The organism is Pseudomonas sp. MPB26, assembly GCF_046605355.1.
GTDB lineage: Bacteria > Pseudomonadota > Gammaproteobacteria > Pseudomonadales > Pseudomonadaceae > Aquipseudomonas > Aquipseudomonas cedrina.
The window spans coordinates 2094924-2112659 of sequence record NZ_CP176793.1 but is presented as its reverse complement, the minus strand read 5'-3'; the positions used below and the strand labels follow the sequence as shown (position 1 = coordinate 2112659).

Annotated in this window: 9 protein-coding genes; all 9 read left to right on the top strand. The window is 62.2% G+C overall.

The genetic code is table 11. From position 1 onward, the window contains the following. Positions 1 to 31: 31 nt before the first annotated feature. The 9 genes from tssE to ACLH0H_RS09620 all read left to right on the top strand — a co-directional run bounded on the left by tssE (position 32) and on the right by ACLH0H_RS09620 (position 17734). The gene (gene tssE, locus ACLH0H_RS09660) at positions 32 to 547 is read left to right on the top strand and encodes a type VI secretion system baseplate subunit TssE (protein ID WP_042945974.1); all 516 of its coding nucleotides are present in this window, start codon (positions 32 to 34) and stop codon (positions 545 to 547) included. Beyond that, on the top strand, positions 544 to 2403 hold the full coding sequence (gene tssF / locus ACLH0H_RS09655; protein ID WP_411381841.1) for a type VI secretion system baseplate subunit TssF: 1860 nt from the start codon (positions 544 to 546) through the stop codon (positions 2401 to 2403). Before tssE ends, tssF begins: the two co-directional genes overlap by 4 nt. Continuing rightward, positions 2367 to 3410 carry a type VI secretion system baseplate subunit TssG gene (tssG, locus tag ACLH0H_RS09650; RefSeq protein ID WP_411381840.1) on the top strand — a complete coding sequence of 348 codons (1044 nt, stop codon included), beginning with the start codon at positions 2367 to 2369 and terminating at the stop codon, positions 3408 to 3410. The genes tssF and tssG overlap by 37 nt, the downstream gene beginning before the upstream one ends. After that, complete coding sequence (gene tssH / locus ACLH0H_RS09645; protein ID WP_411381839.1) at positions 3403 to 6060, top strand: type VI secretion system ATPase TssH; 2658 nt, start codon at positions 3403 to 3405, stop codon at positions 6058 to 6060. Before tssG ends, tssH begins: the two co-directional genes overlap by 8 nt. 187 nt (positions 6061 to 6247) lie before the next feature. Then, entirely contained in the window at positions 6248 to 8188 is a 1941-nt protein-coding gene (locus ACLH0H_RS09640; protein WP_411381838.1) for a type VI secretion system Vgr family protein, read from the top strand. Positions 8189 to 8203: 15 nt separating this feature from the next. After that, positions 8204 to 8638: a DcrB-related protein gene (locus ACLH0H_RS09635; protein ID WP_411381837.1), complete on the top strand. Its 435-nt coding sequence runs from the start codon at positions 8204 to 8206 to the stop codon at positions 8636 to 8638. Between the two features lie 12 nt (positions 8639 to 8650). Then, positions 8651 to 13072: an RHS repeat-associated core domain-containing protein gene (locus tag ACLH0H_RS09630; protein WP_411381836.1), complete on the top strand. Its 4422-nt coding sequence runs from the start codon at positions 8651 to 8653 to the stop codon at positions 13070 to 13072. 2 nt (positions 13073 to 13074) lie between these two features. Continuing rightward, complete coding sequence (locus tag ACLH0H_RS09625; RefSeq protein ID WP_186686191.1) at positions 13075 to 13353, top strand: hypothetical protein; 279 nt, start codon at positions 13075 to 13077, stop codon at positions 13351 to 13353. A 70-nt stretch (positions 13354 to 13423) separates the two neighbouring features. Then, the gene (locus tag ACLH0H_RS09620) at positions 13424 to 17734 is read left to right on the top strand and encodes an RHS repeat-associated core domain-containing protein (RefSeq protein WP_411381835.1); all 4311 of its coding nucleotides are present in this window, start codon (positions 13424 to 13426) and stop codon (positions 17732 to 17734) included. Positions 17735 to 17736: the final 2 nt, after the last annotated feature.

Here is a 17736-nt window from a genome sequence, read left to right as displayed (position 1 = left end):
CCTCTCGCAACCCGTCCGTGGAGCTGCTTTGGTGGTAACTGAAATCGCTTCCCGCGACCGTCTGCAACCGTCCCTGCTGGACCGGTTGACCGACGACGACCCAACCAATCCCAAGGAAAGCGCCGACAAACGCGTGCTGTCCCTGACCCAATTGAAAGCCTCGGTCCTGCGCGACCTGGCGTGGCTGCTCAACACCACGTCATTGCTCGATGCCGATGCGACGTTGCACACTCCGGCCGGCACCTCGGTGGTCAATTACGGCCTGCCGGCGCTGGCGGGCAACAGCGTTTCCAGCGTGGATATCAAGGCGCTTGAAGCCCTGATCTACCAGGCTATCGCCACCTTCGAACCGCGCATTCTGCGCCATACCCTGCGGGTCAAGGCCCGTGTCGGCCAAGGCGAGATGAACCACAACGCCCTGAGTTTCGAGATTGAAGGCGACCTGTGGGCGCAGCCGGTGCCGTTGCGCCTGTTGCTGCAAACCGACCTGGACCTGGAGTCCGGCCACGTACGCGTGGTGAATGCCGACCAGCGGAGGCGCCCATGAACCCGCGCCTGCTGGAGCTGTACAACCAGGAACTGCACCATGTGCGCGAAAGCGCCGCCGAGTTCGCCAAGGAATACCCGAAGATCGCCAGTCGGCTGACCCTGTCCGGCATGGACTGCGCCGACCCCTACGTCGAACGTTTGCTTGAGGGCTTCGCCTACCTTACGGCCCGCGTGCAGCTCAAGCTCGACGCCGAGTACCCGACCTTTACCCATAACCTGCTGGAAATCGCCTACCCGCACTACCTGGCGCCCACCCCGTCGATGACGGTGGTGCAGTTGCAGACCGATCCGGACGAAGGCTCGCTGAGCAGCGGCTTTCCCCTGCCCCGCGACACGGTATTGCGTGCTGCATTGGGCCGCGAAACCCAGACCTGCTGCGAGTACCGTACCGCGCACCCGGTGACGTTGTGGCCGCTGCAGGTCAGCAATGCCGAGTACTTCGGCAACCCCGCCGCCGTGCTCGGGCGCCTGGCCGCCAGCGAGCCGAAAGCCAAGGCCGGCCTGCGCCTGACCCTGCGCACCGGCGCCGAACTGCCGTTCAACAGCCTCGACCTGGACAACCTGCCGCTGTACCTCAGCGGCGCGGACGAACAACCGTTTCGCCTCTACGAACAATTGCTGGGCAATGCCTGCGCGGTGTTCGCGCGCAAGCCCGGCGGTGATTGGATCGAGCGCCTGTCGCCGGACGCGCTGCGCTCGCGCGGTTTCGACGACGCGGATGCGGCCATGCCGGTAGTCGCGCGGGCGTTCCAGGGCTATCGCCTGTTGCAGGAATACTTCGCCCTGCCCCACCGCTTCCTGTTCGTCGAGTTCGCCGAGCTGAGCCGCGCGGTCAAACGCTGCGACGGCCAGGAGCTGGAGCTGATCGTGCTGTTCGACCGCCACGAGCCAAGCCTGGAAGGCAGTGTTGGCGCGGCGCAGTTCCTGCCGTTCTGCACCCCGGCGATCAACCTGTTCCCCAAGCGCGTGGACCGTATCCATTTGTCCGACCGGGTCAACGAACACCATGTGATCGCCGACCGCACGCGGCCGATGGATTTCGAGATCCACTCCCTGACCGGCCTCACCGGCCACGGCACCGGGCCCGAGCAGCCGTTTTTGCCGTTCTACGCGGTGCGCGATCCGTCGCGCTACGGTCGCGACCGTGCCTATTACACGGTGCGCCGCGAACCGCGTGTGCTGTCCAGCGACCAGCGCCGCAACGGGCCGCGCTCGACGTATGTGGGCAGCGAGACCTTTGTCAGCCTGGTGGACAGCGCGCAAGCGCCGTACCGCCATGACCTGCGCCAGCTCGGCGTGACCGCGCTGTGCACCAACCGCGACTTGCCGTTGTTCATGACCGTGGGCAATGGCAAGACCGACTTCACCCTGGCCGACAGCGCCCCGGTATTGGCCGTGCGCTGTGTGGCAGGCCCAAGCCGCCCGCGCCCCAGCCATGCCCATGATGCAAAGGCTTGGCGCCTGATCAGCCAGCTCTCGCTCAATTACCTGTCCTTGAGCGAACAGGGCCAGGGCGCCGGGGCCTTGCGCGAACTGCTGCGCCTGTACGGCGACAGCAACGACGCCGCCCTGCAACTGCAGATCGAAGGCCTGCGTGAAGTCAGCAGCAAAGCCGTGACCCGGCGCCTGCCGATGCCTGGCCCGATCGTGTTTGGGCGCGGCCTGGAGATCACCCTGGAATTCGATGAAAACGCGTTTCGCGGCACCGGCGTGTTCCTGCTCGGTGCCGTACTGGAACGCTTCCTGGCACGCTACGTGTCGATCAACAGTTTTACCGAGACGGTGATCCGTACCACCGAACGCGGCGAGATCAAGCGATGGAAAGCCAAGCCCGGACGTCGTCCGACCCTGTGAGTACCCTGGATGCGATGCACCAGGCGCCCTGGGAATACGATTTCTTCCAGGCGCTGCGGCGTATCGAATGCGAAGCGCCGCAACTGCCGCGCCTGGGCCATTCCCTGCGCCTGGCGGATGACCCGCTGCGCCTGGGCCAGCAGGCCGATTGCACCTTCGCGCCGGCCACCCTGGCCTCGGTCGCCCCCGGCGGCGACGGCAAGCCGGCGCGGCTGGAACAATTCTTTTTCGGCCTCGGCGGCCCCAACGGCCCGCTGCCGCTGCATATCACCGAGTACGTGCGCGAGCGTCAGCGCAACCATGCCGACAGCACCAGCAAACAGTTTCTGGACGTGTTCCATCATCGCCTGCTCAGCCTGTTCTACCGGGCCTGGGCCGAAGCGCGGCCGACGGTCAGCCATGACCGCCCGGATGATGATTACTGGTCCGCACGCCTCGCCGCCTTGAGTGGCCGCGGGATGCCGAGCCTGCTCAACCAGGGGCTCATCCCGGACACGGCGAAGCTGCATTACAGCGGCCACCTGTCGGCGCAAACCCGCTACCCGGACGGTTTGAAGGCCATTCTCAGCGAATACTTCGGCCTGCCGGTGGAGATCGAAGAGTACGTCGGCCAATGGCTGGAGCTGCCCGAACGCAGCCGCGTCGGCGTGAGCGCCAACCGCCTGGGCATGGACTTTTGCCTGGGCAGCTTCGTGTGGGACCGCCAGCACAAATTCCGCATCCGCCTGGGCCCGCTCACGCTGGATGACTACATGGGCATGCTGCCCGGCCGCCAGCCGTTCAACGAGCTGGTCGCGTGGGTGGCCGAGTACCTGGGCCATGAATTGGACTGGGACCTGAACCTGGTACTGCAACAACCCGAAGTTCCGGCGCTGCAGCTCAACGGCCAGTTCCGCCTGGGCTTCAACACCTGGCTCGGCCAACCTGCGCATGACGCCAACGACCTAATCCTGGCCCGGCACTACGCCGATCAAGCCACTACCTCAAGGAATCCAGAGCATGGGTGAAATCAGTCGCGCCGCACTGTTCGGCAAACTCAACAGCGTGGCCTACAAGGCCATCGAAGCCGCCACCGTGTTCTGCAAACTGCGGGGCAACCCCTATGTGGAACTGGCTCACTGGTTCCACCAGTTGCTGCAACTGCAGGACTCGGACTTGCACCGCCTGATCCGCCAGTTCAACCTGGAGCCGGCGCGCCTGGCCCGCGATTTGACCGAAGCCCTGGACCGCCTGCCACGCGGTTCGACCTCGATCACCGACCTGTCCTCCCACGTAGAAGAGGCGGTGGAGCGCGGCTGGGTGTACGGCAGCCTGATGTTTGGCGAAAGCCAGGTGCGCACCGGTTACCTGGTGCTCGGTATCCTCAAGACGCCGAGCCTGCGCCATGCGCTGCTGGGCTTGTCTTCAGAGTTCGACAAGATCAAGGCCGAGGCCCTGAGCGAGCGGTTTGACGAATATGTCGGCGACTCGCCGGAAAACGCCCTGAGCGCCAGCGATGGCTTCAATGCCGGGGCGGTGCCGGGTGAAGCCAGTGGTGCGATGGCGCCGAGTGCGATGGGCAAGCAGGAGGCGCTCAAGCGTTTTACCGTCGACCTGACCGAGCAAGCCCGCAGCGGCAAGCTCGACCCGATCGTGGGCCGTGACGAAGAGATCCGCCAACTGGTGGATATCCTTATGCGTCGTCGCCAGAACAACCCGATCCTCACCGGTGAAGCCGGCGTGGGCAAGACCGCCGTGGTCGAAGGTTTTGCCTTGCGCATCGTCGCCGGTGACGTGCCGCCCGCGCTCAAAGACGTGGAATTGCGCAGCCTTGACGTAGGCCTGCTGCAAGCCGGCGCCAGCATGAAGGGCGAGTTCGAACAACGCCTGCGCCAGGTGATCGAAGACGTGCAGGCCTCGCCCAAGCCGATCATCCTGTTTATCGACGAAGCCCACACCCTGGTGGGTGCCGGCGGTGCCGCCGGCACAGGCGATGCGGCCAACCTGCTCAAACCCGCCCTCGCCCGTGGCACCTTGCGCACCGTGGCCGCCACCACCTGGGCCGAGTACAAGAAGCATATCGAAAAAGACCCGGCGCTGACGCGTCGCTTCCAGGTGGTGCAGGTTGCCGAGCCATCGGAAGACAAGGCGCTGCTGATGATGCGCGGCGTGGCCTCGACCATGGAAAAACACCACCAGGTGCAGATTCTCGACGAAGCCCTGGAAGCCTCGGTGAAGCTGTCCCACCGCTACATTCCGGCGCGCCAGTTGCCGGACAAATCCGTGAGCCTGCTGGACACCGCCTGCGCCCGCGTCGCCATCAGCCTGCACGCGGTGCCGGCGGAAGTGGACGACAGCCGCCGTCGTATCGAAGCACTGGAAACTGAGCTGCAGATCATCGCCCGCGAACATGCCATCGGCATTGCGATTGGCGCGCGTCAAACCAACAGCGAAGCGTTGCTGACGGCCGAGCGTGAGCGTCTGGCCACGTTGGAAAGCCGTTGGGCCGAAGAAAAAGCCCTGGTGGATGAGCTGCTCGCCACCCGTGCGACCTTGCGTGAAAAAGCCGGCGTGGTGGACAGCGGCAGCGATGCATTGCGCACGCAACTGGTCGACCTGCAACAACGCCTCACCGCGCTCCAGGGCGAAACGCCGCTGATCCTGCCCACCGTGGATTACCAGGCCGTGGCCTCAGTGGTCGCCGACTGGACCGGCATTCCGGTCGGCCGCATGGCGCGCAATGAGCTGGAAACCGTACTCAACCTCGACCAGCACCTGAAAAAACGCATCATCGGCCAGGACCATGCCTTGCAGATGATCGCCAAGCGCATCCAGACCTCCCGCGCCGGCCTCGACAACCCAAGCAAGCCGATTGGCGTGTTCATGCTGGCCGGCACCTCCGGCGTGGGCAAGACCGAAACGGCCCTGGCCCTGGCCGAAGCCATGTATGGCGGCGAGCAGAACGTCATCACCATCAACATGAGCGAGTTCCAGGAAGCCCATACCGTGTCCACCCTCAAGGGCGCGCCACCGGGTTATATCGGCTACGGCGAAGGCGGCGTGCTGACCGAGGCGGTGCGGCGTAAACCCTACAGCGTGGTGCTGCTGGACGAGGTGGAAAAAGCTCACCCGGACGTGCATGAAATCTTCTTCCAGGTATTCGACAAAGGCGTGATGGAAGACGGCGAAGGCCGGGTGATCGACTTCAAGAACACCCTGATCCTGCTCACTACCAACGCCGGTACCGAGCTGATTTCCCAGGTCTGCAAAGACCCGGCGAACATCCCGGAGCCGGAAGAAATCGCCAAGGCCCTGCGCCAGCCGCTGCTGGAGATCTTCCCGCCGGCACTGCTCGGCCGCCTGGTGACCATTCCGTACTACCCGCTGAGCGACGAGATGCTCAAGGCGATCACCCGCCTGCAACTGAACCGCATCAAGAAGCGCGTGGAGAATACCCACAAGGTGGCCTTCGACTACGACGACGCGGTGGTCGAACTGATCGTTTCGCGTTGCACCGAAACCGAAAGCGGCGGGCGCATGATCGACACCATCCTCACCAACAGCCTGCTGCCGGACATGAGCCGTGAATTCCTCACACGCATGCTTGAAGGCAAGGCGCTGGCGGGGGTGCGGATCAGCAGCCGGGATAATGAATTGCACTACCAGTTCAACGATTGACCTGACGCAATGCGGTTCAAATGTAGGAGCGGGCTTGTGTGGGAGCTGGCTTGCCTGCGATAGCATCACCTCGGTGAACCTGACGCCCCGAGGTGCCTGCATCGCGGGCAAGCCCGGCTCCCACACAGTCTTGCTCCTGCATTTGGATTCGGTTCCTCCAGTTATTACGCAATTTACGGGTTAACCGATGCTTTTTAACCAAGCCTCACGCCTGGCCAAAATCACCAGCCCCCTCGGGCCGGATGTGCTGCTGCTCAATGAAATGGGCGGCGGTGAAGAGCTCGGCCGGCTGTTCAGCTACGAGCTGCAACTGACGTCCCTGGACGCCAACATCGACCTCAACCAGTTGCTCGGCAAGCCCATGAGCGTGGACCTGCAACTGGCGGACGGCGGTGAACGGCACTTCCACGGCATCGTCGCGCGCTGCAGCCAGAACATCGACCAGGGCCAGTTCGCCAGTTACCAGGTGACGCTGCGCCCATGGTTGTGGCTGCTGAGCCGCACCTCGGACTGCCGGATTTTCCAGAACCTGAGCATCCCGCAGATCATCAAGCAGGTGTTCCGCGACCTGGGCTTTTCCGACTTCGAAGACGCGCTGAGCCGCCCGTACCGCGAGTGGGAATATTGCGTGCAGTATCGCGAGACCAGCTTCGATTTCGTCAGCCGGCTGATGGAACAGGAAGGCATCTACTACTTCTTCCGCCATGAGCAGGACCGCCATGTGCTGGTACTGGCCGACGCCTACGGCGCCCACGCCACCGTGCCGGGCTACGCGTCGATCCCGTATTACCCCAAGGACGAGCAGCAGCGCGAACGCGACCACATGCACAACTGGCACCTGGCGCAGGAAGTGCAGCCGGGCTCGCTGGAGCTCAACGACTACGACTTCCAGCGCCCCAGCGCCAGCATCGACGTGCGTTCGGCCATGCCGCGCCCGCACACCGCCGGCGACTACCCGCTGTACGACTACCCCGGCACCTACGTGCAAAGCGAGGACGGCGAACACTACGCGCGAACCCGCATTGAAGCCCTGCAAACCCTGCACGAACAGATCGAGTTCGCCGGTAATGCGCGCGGACTGGGATCGGGCCACCTGTTCAGCCTGACCGGCTTCAGTCGCCAGGACCAGAACCGCGAGTACCTGATTGTTGGCTGCCGCTACTACATCATCCAGGAAAGCCTGGAAACCGGCGGCGGCTCGGGTTCGGCGCAGTTCGAAAGCAGCCTCACCTGCATCGACGCTCAGCAAAGCTTCCGCCCGCTGCCCAGCACGCACCGGCCTATCGTCAAAGGCCCGCAGACGGCGCTGGTGGTCGGCCCCAAAGGCGAAGAAATCTGGACCGACCAGTACGGCCGCGTAAAAGTGCACTTCTACTGGGACCGCCACGATCAATCCAACGAGAACAGTTCGTGCTGGATCCGCGTGTCGCAATCCTGGGCCGGCAAGAACTGGGGCTCGATGCAGATCCCACGGATCGGCCAGGAAGTGATTGTAAGCTTTCTTGAGGGTGACCCCGACCGGCCGATCATCACCGGCCGGGTCTACAACGCCGAGCAGACGGTGCCTTACGACCTGCCGGAAAACGCGACCCAGAGCGGCATGAAGAGCCGCTCGAGCAAGGGCGGCACGCCGGCCAACTTCAATGAAATCCGCATGGAGGACAAGAAGGGGTTGGAGCAGTTGTATATCCACGCCGAGCGCAATCAGGACATCGTGGTGGAGGTGGATGAAAGCCACTCTGTCGGGCATGACCGTAACAAAAGCATCGGCCACAACGAGACGGTGACCATTGGCAATAACCGCCTGCGCATCGTCAAGCAGGAAGACATTCTTTCGGTGGGCCAGCGCAAGACCGACAGCATCAGCCAGAGCTACGTGATCGAAGTGGGCGAGAACCTGCGCCTGGTCTGCGGTGAAAGCGTGCTGGAGCTGAACGCCAGCGGTCAGATCAACCTCACCGGCGTGCAGATCAGTTTCTATGCCAGCGGCGACGCCGAGTTCAATACCGGCGGCGTACTGCACCTGAACAACGGTGGCGGCGCTGGCGCCACCCCTGATGGCCAGGGCGTGAAAGCCAGTATCGACGCCAATATCAAAGCTGCGTTCCCCACGCCTAAAAGCTCCTGACGAGACCTGTTTGCCATGACGTATCGAATCAACGAATTCCAGTTTCAATTGCCTGCCAGCGAGCTGCAGGACGCGACGATCAACATCCTCAAGTTCCCCGAACTGGGCACGTCCCTGATCGTCAGCCGCAGCCTGCTCGCCGAGGGTGAAACCCTGCACAGCAATTTCAATGACCAGCTCCAGCGTCTGGAAAAACAGGTGCAGGAGTTGCGTTATCAACCGGGCGTGAATGTGCGTTTGGGCGCGGCGCAGGAAGTCGAAGGCATCGAGTTACGCAGCCAGTTCAACAAGGGCAATGACAAGGTGTTCCAGTACCAGCTGGCGTTGGTAATACCGGGTACGCGCAAGATGCTTGCCCTGAGTTACGTGAAGGCGGACAAGCTGGGGGATGCCGAGGCGGCGCACTGGGCGCTGATCAAGCAGTCTTTGTCGTTCGACGCGCCACAGTGATGAGCACCTGCGATGTCTGACGCGCTCTGGGCGGCACGCCTGGGCGACGGGTTATCTCATACTAGCGTCATGGCCGATATCCTCGGCGGTGTGCTGGAGGTCGCAGCCAATGTGGCGATTACCGCGCTTGCAACCGCGGCGGTCGTGGCTGCCACCGGCATAACGGTCGCCACCGGTGGGCTTGGCGCGTGCGTGCTGGGCGCCGTGGTCGGGGTGATTGTTGGTGTGGCCATGAGCAAGACCGGGGCTGATAAAGGCTTGAGCGCCATGTGCGAGGGTATCGGGAATGCGCTGTTTCCCCCCTCGGTAATGGCGACGATCACCAGCGGGTCCACGAACACCCTGATCAATTCAACGCCGGCCGCGCGAGCGGCCGGTGCCGTGCCGTCGCATGCTGCCCCCTCGGGCACCGAAGCCGAAGAGCCCGAGGCGGAACCCAGCGAAGAGCCCACCTACCTGGATATGGCCAAAGGGTTCTTCTCGCAGATGTGGCGCCCCACCGTTGCCACGCCAGCGCCCGGCGCCGTTCCCAAGCCGCTGGACCTGGTGGTGTGCACGAAGCACCCGCCGATGCCGCCGCAGTTTCTGGCCGAAGGTTCGGAAAAAGTCACGGTCAACGGCCAGCCCGCCGTACGTAGCGGCGACCGTAGCACGTGCGACGCAACCGTCGTGTCCTCGGGGCTGATCTCGCCAAACGTCACCATCGGCGGTGGCTCAGTGGTGGTGCGAGAAATTCGCAGCGGGAAAACACCCGGCGTGGGGCTGGCTGTCACCGCCCTGATGATGCTCAAGGGAGGCAAGGGAAAGTTCCTCAGCAACCTGCCTTGCATGCTGCTGGCGGGTGTCAATTCTTTCGTGGTCAGCCAGGCGATGGGCGCCTTGGCCAACGCGACTATGGGCTCATCCAACCCGGTGCATGCCAGTACCGGCGCCAAGGTTCTCGGTGGCCCTGAAGAATTGGATTTTGCCCTGCCCGGTATCATGCCGATCGACTGGCAGCGCTTCTACAACAGTCGGGACGAGCGACGCGATGGCCTGTTCGGTGCGGGCTGGAGCGTATCCTACGAGGTCAGCGTAGAACTGCTGCCGCACCCCGAGGGCGGTGAGCAGCTGCGCTATATCGACGAGCAGGGACGGCGTATCGACATGGGGTCTGTCCCCTTGGGTGGCGCGGTATTCAGTGCCGGCGAAGGTCTCAGTGTCAGACGCCACCTGAGCGGCCAATTGTTGATCGAAAGTGCCGACGGCCTGTATCGGTTGTTCGAGCCCACGCCACAGGATGCCTCGCTGCTTCGCCTGAGCCAGCTGGGTGACCGCAACGACAACCGTATTTACCTGGACTATGACGACAGCGGCCGGTTGCAACATTTGCGGGACAGCTTTGACTTGGTAAAGGTCGAGCTGACCTATGACGTCACCTGGCAGCGCCGCGTCAGCCGAATTGATCGGCTGTACCCCGACGAGCAGCGCGAAGTGCTGATGCACTACAGCTATGACAGCCAAGGTGACCTGGCGTCCGTGTGCCAATCCGACGGGCAGGTCAAGCGCCGGTTCGCCTGTGACGGCGGGCGGCGCATGGTCGAGCACCAATTACCCACAGGTTTGCGATGCTTTTACCAGTGGGCCCTGGTAGATGATCGGGAATGGCGCGTGGTGCGGCATTGGACCGACGCGGGCGACACCTACCAGTACCACTATGAGCTGGACGCCGGCATTACGCGCATTACCGACGGCCTGGGACGAGTGAGCACTCGCCGCTGGGATCGGCAGCACCAGATCCTCGAAGCCACCGATGTGCTGGGACGTACCTGGGCGTTCGAGTGGAATGATGAAAACCAACTGCTGGCTGCCACAGATCCCAATGGCGGCCAATACCACTTCAGCTATGACGAAGCCGGCAATCTGAGCGAAACGCTTGATCCATTGGGGCGCAGCGAATCGACCCTATGGCTGGAACATTGGGCACTGCCGCTGGCGGAAACCGATGCCGCTGGTAACACCTGGCGATACCGCTATGACTCGCGTGGCAATTGCATCAGCGAAACCAACCCGGCCGGACACATCACGGCCTATCGTCATGATGCACACGGTCAGGTCGTGGCGATTATTGACGCCAGTGGCAAACGCAAGACCCTGCGCTGGACACCGCTGGGCCAGTTGAGCGAACACACCGACTGCTCAGGCCTTAGCACTCGCCTGAGCTACTGCAAGCGCGGCCTGCTGCTGGCCAGCACCGACGCGCTCGGTGAGCGCACCGTTTTCAGCTACGACGATCAGGGCAGGATTATCCGCAAGCAACTGCCCGACGGGCGCAGCGAAGAGTACCAACGCGACGCCAGCGGCCAGGTGATTGGCTACAGCGACCCTACAGGCCACACCACCTGCTTCCAGCACACACTCAGCGGCCACTTGCGCCTGCGCATCGATGCCCACGGCCGCCGCGTGGAGTTGAACCATGATGCCTATGGCCGCCTGCAAAGCCTGATCAACGAGAACGGCGAGCGCTATCGATTCGACTGGGACGCGGCCGACCGGTTAACCCAGGAATACCGCCTGGACGGCAGCCTCAAACGCTACGCTTACGATTCGTTGGACAACGTTACCCAGGTGCAGACGTCCGCAGCGCCCGGCACCGAGGCTACCCTTGTTCATGCCCTGGAGCGGGATGCCGCAGGCCGATTGATCGCCAAGAACACGCTGGATGGACGAACCGAATACCGCTACGACGCACTGGATCAAGTCACGGCCATCACTTTCACCGCGCATGATGGTGAACAGCAAACCCTGGGCTTTGGTTACGATGCCCTTGGCCAGTTGATTTTTGAACAGAGTGCAAGCGGCCGCCTGGAGCATCGCTACGACGAATTGGGCAACCTGCTCCAGACCCGGCTTCCAGACGGGCGTTGGCTGAACCGGCTGCGATACGGCAGCGGCCATCTGCACCAGGTCAATCTGGATGGGCGGGTCGTCAGTGATTTCGAACGTGACCGGTTGCACCGAGAAGTCCTGCGCACCCAGGGACGTGTCAGCACCCGCAGTGAATATGACCGCAGCGGTCGCCTGCGCGCCCGCGAGCGTCGCCAGCAGGACCAATCGATGCTGGTACCGACAACGCAGACGCGTTTCGGCTATGACGCCAGCGACCAGTTGGTCGAGCGCGTTGACAGTCTGCCTGAGGCGGCACAGCGCCAACTGCTGCACTACGATGCCACCGGACGCATCCTTGCCAGCCAGGACAGCGTCCAAGGGCAACGTGAATCCTTCGCCTACGACCCTGCCGCCAATCTGGTGGACGGACCGGGGTACGTGGCGGGCAACCTTGTACGAACCTACCAGGACAAGCGCTACCGCTACGATGGTTTTGGCCGGATGGTCGAAAAACGCAGCACTCGGCGTGGCCTCCAGCAGTTCCACTATGACGCCGAACAGCGACTGGCCGAGGTGCGCAACGACGATGGCTCTGTCATCAGGATGGCCTACGACCCTCTGGGTCGGCGCATCGCCAAAACCACCTACGACTCAAAGGGCCACCAACAGAGCCAGACGCGCTTTACCTGGGATGCAATGCAGTTGTTGCAAGAGCACCAGGGTGAACGAACCAGCCTTTACATCTATTCCGATGAGGGCTACGAGCCTCTGGCTCGAGTGGACGGCATTGGCGATCAGCAAAAGATCCGCTACTACCACAACGACCTTAATGGCTTGCCCGAGCAACTGTCGGAAAGCGATGGCCATACGGTATGGAACGCGCGTTACGAGGTCTGGGGCAATACCGTCGAGGAGGTTCGCGAGCCCTACTACATTGAAGAGCAGAACCTGCGTTTTCAAGGGCAGTATCTGGACCGGGAGACCGGGCTGCACTACAACACCCTGCGCTTCTACGACCCGGACATCGGTCGCTTCACCACGCCCGACCCTATAGGCTTGGCCGGTGGCTTGAACCTCTATCAGTACGCGCCCAACCCGCTGAGCTGGATTGACCCGCTGGGCCTGATGAAATGCTCGAGCCCGCCCAAGGGCCGCAAAGTCAACCGCACGGTGTACCGGTTCGAGGAACCGGGCCGTATCGGCACGACCTGGCAGGCGCACAAGTGGAATGTGGACTCCCGGCACCGCTACACAGCCAAGGGACTGGGCGGCGTGTATGGCGCCAACTCGCGAAAGACCGCACTGGGCGAAGTCAGCCATTGGGGTGTCGACTTGTCCACGCGAGTGCTGGTCAGTAAAAAGGTGCAGTTAAACAATGTGCTGGACTTGACCCGCGCCGACGTGCGCAAACAATTAGGCGTCTCACTCAAAAGCATTACCGGAAACAAATACACCGAAACTCATCAGATCGGCAAATGGGCAAAAACCAATGGTTATGATGGGATTCTTGCCCCCTCCGCGCGAAACCCGACCGGCAGCAACTTAATATCATTTGCAGGATTCTGAGCATGCCACTTGAAGATGAATACCCCGGTGATGCCGATTGGCAAAGTACAGTAAAGCTATATAAAGAAGACTACCTTGACGAAGACGCCCGTACCCTGGCGCAGGCATTGGGTGGTGATCTGGACTTGGCCGTCGTGCTGCGTGGCAAGCGCGGCCTCAAGGAAGGGCTTTGGTGGATTGAACGCAAAGTGCCTGCACTCGACAACGTGCGTCCTATCGACTGTCTTGAGGACCCACGTTTGATCAGGCGCCTGAGAACCGCTTTGATGAGCATGCCGTAAATACACCAGTATGGCTGACTGCCTGATAATCGAACGTCTCAAGGGAATGCTATGACGTTGAGCAGAACGCGTGTCTGACGCACTTTGGGCTGCCCGCATGGGCGATGCGCTCTCCCACACGTCGATGATGGCCGACATCCTCGGCGGTGTGCTGGAGGTGGCGGCCAATATCGCGATCACGGCGGTGGCGACCGCTGCCGTGGTCGCGGCCACCGGCATTACCGTTGCCACCGGCGGGCTCGGCTGCTTCCTGCTGGGCGCGGTGGTGGGCACGATTGTCGGCCTGGCCATGAGCAAGACCGGGGCCGACAAAGGCCTGACGAAGTTATGCGATGCCTTTAGCAATGCTCTTTTTCCGCCCACGGTACAGGCCAATATCCTCACCGGTTCCACCGACACCCTGACCAACAACCTCCCCGCCGCCCGCGCCGCCGGGGCGATCAGCTCCCATATCGCGCCGGCCGGTACCGAGCTGGAAGAGCCTGCACCGGCGCCCGAAGCCAGCTATTTGGACATGGCCGAGAGTTTCTTCTCGCAGATGTGGCGTCCGACCATTGCGACACCGGCGCCCGGTGCCGTGCCCAAGCCGCTGGACCTGGTGGTGTGCATGAAACACCCGCCGATGCCGCCGCAGTTTCTGGCCGAAGGCTCGGACAAGGTCACGATCAACGGCCAGCCGGCGGTGCGCAGCGGTGATCGCAGCACCTGTGATGCAACCGTGGTGGCGTCCGGGTTGATTTCATCCAACGTGACCATCGGCGGCGGCTCTGTGGTGGTGCGTGAGATTCGCAGCGGCAAGACGCCGGGCGTCGGACTGGCAGTGACGGCGCTGTTGATGCTCAAGGGCGGCAAGGGCAAGTTCTTCAGCAAGTTGCCGTGCATGCTGATCGGCGGCGCCACTTCGATGGCCGTCAGCAGTGCGATGGGGGCGATGGCCAACGCGGCAATGGGCTCGTCGAACCCTGTGCATGCAGCGACGGGCGCAAAGGTACTGGGCGATGTCGATGAGCTGGACTTCGTGTTGCCCGGCATCTTGCCGATTGACTGGCAACGTTTCTATAACAGCCGTGACGATCGCACCGGCAGTCTGTTTGGCGCGGGCTGGAGCGTGCCGTATGAGGTCTGCGTCGAAGTCCGACCTCATCCCGACGGTGGCGAGACGCTGGTATACACCGACGAGCAGGGGCGCCCTATCGACATGGGCTCGATTCCCTTGGGCGGCGCGGTGTTCAGCGCCGGTGAAGGGCTCGCCGTGCGGCGGCACCTCAATGGGCAGTTGCTGATTGAGAGCGATGACGGGCTGTACCGTTTGTTCGAACCCTCGCCGAGCGATGCATCGTTGTTACGCCTGGTGCAACTCGGTGACCGCAACGACAACCGCATCTTTATTGACTATGACGAGGCCGGACGCCTGGTACGGCTGAGAGATACCTTCGACCTGGTGCAGGTTGAGCTGATTCGCGACCGCGAACAGGTGGTCCAGATCGAGCGCCTGTATCCCGATCAGCGCCGCGAAGTACTCGTCAGTTATGGCTACGACGCCGCCGGCAGCCTGGCGCAGGTACGCGATGCCACAGGCCAGGTGCAGCGGCGCTTCAGCTACGACAGCGGTCGGCGCATGGTGGAACATCAGTTGCCGACCGGGTTGCGATGTTTCTATGAGTGGGCCTTGGTTGAAGGCCTGGAATGGAGGGTTGTCCGGCACTGGACCGATGAGGGGGACACTTACCAGTTCGACTACGACTTGAGCGCAAGCCTCACCCGCATTACCGACGGTTTGCAACGCGTCAGCACGCGGCACTGGAACACGCAGCACCAGATCATTCGCTACAGCGACAACCTCGGCCAGACCTGGCTGTTCGAATGGAACGATGAGCGCCAATTGCTCAGCGCCACCGACCCGCAGGGTGGGCGTTACGAATACAGCTACGACGAATCCGGCAACCTGATCGGCGAAACCGACCCACTGGGCCGCAGCGATTCGACCTTGTGGCTGGAGCATTGGGCGTTGCCACTGGTGGAAACCGATGCCGCCGATAACAGTTGGCAATATCGCTACGACCCACGTGGCAACTGCATCGCCGAAACCGATCCACTGGGCTATGTCACTCGCTACCGTTATGACGCCCACGGCCAGGTCGTGGAAATCATCGATGCCACCGGTAAAAGCAAAAAGCTGCGCTGGAACCCATTCGGGCAACTGGTCGAGCATATCGACTGCTCGGGTTACCCGACGCGCTTCAGCTACGACGAACGCGGCTATCTGCAAGTCATCACCGATGCGCTGGGTGAGCGCACGCAATTCAGCTACGACGCCCAGGGGCGCTTGCTAAGCACTCAATTGCCGGATGGCCGTATCGAGCAGTACCAGCGCGACATCAGCGGTCAACTGCTGGGGTATACCGACCCGGCCGGGCACACCACGCTCTACCAGCACAACCGTCGCGGCCAGGTCAGCCAGCGCACCGACGCCCATGGCCGGCAGGTGCAGTTCGGCTACGACAGCTACGGGCGCCTGCAAGCACTGATCAACGAGAACGGTGAGCGCTATCGGTTTGCCTGGGATGCCGCCGACCGCCTGGCCGAGCAGCAGGACCTGGACGGCAGCGCCAAGCGTTACGACTACGACCTGTTGGACAACATCACTACGGTGACCGCCATTGCGGCGCCTTTCGGCAATGGCCTGGCGGTAGTCCCCGAGGCACCGCCCGCCCCCATCGTTCATCGGCTGGAGCGCGATGCCGTCGGCCGGCTGGTTGCGAAAATCACCGACGATGGCCGCACCGAGTACAGCTACGATGCCGTGGACCAGCTCACGGCGGTGACTTTCACCGATCTGCAAGGCAATACCCAGGCCCTGGGCTTCGCCTACGACGCTCTCGGCCAGTTGCTTGGCGAGCAGAGTGCGGCTGGCACGCTGCAACACCACTACGACGAACTCGGCAACCTGATCCAGACCCAACTGCCCGACGGCCGCTGGCTCAACCGCCTGTACTACGGCAGCGGCCACCTGCACCAGATCAACCTCGACGGCCAGGTCATCAGCGACTTCGAACGCGACCGCCTGCACCGCGAAGTGCTGCGCACCCAAGGCCAGCTCAGCACCCGCAGCGAATACGACCGCAGCGGCCGCCTGCGCTCGCGCCAACGCCGCCTTGCCAGTCAACCATCGTTGATGCCCGCAGCAGCGCAAAAACAGTTCGAATACGACCCCGCCGACAACCTGATCGGCAAACTCGACCAGCAACCCGCCGCGCAGCACCGCCAATTGCTGCACTACGATGCCACCGGCCGCATCATCGCCAGCCAGGACAGCCTGCACGGCCAGCGCGAAACCTTCGCCTACGACGCCGCCGCCAATTTGCTCGACAGCCCACAGGCGGGTGCCGGGTTGGTGGTGCATAACAAGCTGCTGACATATGAGGACAAGCGTTATCGCTATGACGCGTTTGGACGGATGATTGAAAAGCGCAGCGCCAAGCGGGGTGTGCAGCGGTTTGCGTATGACGCTGAAAGCCGGTTGGTTGAAGTGCGCAATGACAACGGCAGCGTGGTCAGAATGGCGTATGACCCGCTGGGGCGCCGGATTGAAAAAACCGAGCATGGCAGCAATGGGTATCCGCTGGGGGAAACGCGATTTACCTGGGATGGTTTGCGGTTGGTGCAGGAGCATAAACATAGCCAGACCAGTCTTTATGTTTACGAAGATGAAGGCTACGAACCTCTGGCGCGGGTCGATGGCACTGGGCCGCTGCAAAAAATTCGCTATTACCACAATGACCTGAACGGCCTGCCGGAACAGCTCACCGAGGACGACGGCTACAGCGTCTGGCAGGCGACCTACCGGGTGTGGGGCAATACGCTGGAGGAAGTGCGCGAGCCTTATTACATTGAAGAGCAGAACCTGCGGTTCCAGGGGCAGTATCTGGATCGGGAGACGGGGCTGCATTTCAACACGTTCAGGTTTTATGATCCGGATGTGGGGCGGTTTATAACGCCAGATCCAATTGGTCTTGCAGGCGGCTTCAATATCTATCAATACGCTGCAAATCCCGTCTCATGGATTGACCCATGGGGCCTGGCGCCTGAACTGTATTATCTATTGGCGACTAAGGACGGTTTCTATGACGAAATGGAATGGGGCAAGCGTAATCCAGTTGGCAAAGTCTATCTGAAGGAAGGGGAGGTCTGGAAAGTCGGCGAGACGATTCATCCTAAAAGGCGATACACCCTCAAATGGCTTAAATCGAAGAACCTTGAGTACAAGAAGGTTATGGCCGCGCCTACCAAGACTAATATGCAGCTTTGGGAAAAGCTGAAGATAGGTAAATACTTTAAACGCCGAGGTAAGTTGCCCCCAGGTAACAAGTGCAGACACTAGGA

Excerpts from the sequence above, each read along its gene's own strand:
- tssF (WP_411381841.1), top strand. The coding sequence starts at position 544 with ATGAACCCGCGCCTGCTGGAGCTGTACAACCAGGAACTGCACCATGTG.
- tssG (WP_411381840.1), top strand. The coding sequence starts at position 2,367 with ATGGAAAGCCAAGCCCGGACGTCGTCCGACCCTGTGAGTACCCTGGAT.
- tssH (WP_411381839.1), top strand. The coding sequence starts at position 3,403 with ATGGGTGAAATCAGTCGCGCCGCACTGTTCGGCAAACTCAACAGCGTG.
- ACLH0H_RS09640 (WP_411381838.1), top strand. The coding sequence starts at position 6,248 with ATGCTTTTTAACCAAGCCTCACGCCTGGCCAAAATCACCAGCCCCCTC.
- ACLH0H_RS09635 (WP_411381837.1), top strand. The coding sequence starts at position 8,204 with ATGACGTATCGAATCAACGAATTCCAGTTTCAATTGCCTGCCAGCGAG.
- ACLH0H_RS09630 (WP_411381836.1), top strand. The coding sequence starts at position 8,651 with ATGTCTGACGCGCTCTGGGCGGCACGCCTGGGCGACGGGTTATCTCAT.
- ACLH0H_RS09625 (WP_186686191.1), top strand. The coding sequence starts at position 13,075 with ATGCCACTTGAAGATGAATACCCCGGTGATGCCGATTGGCAAAGTACA.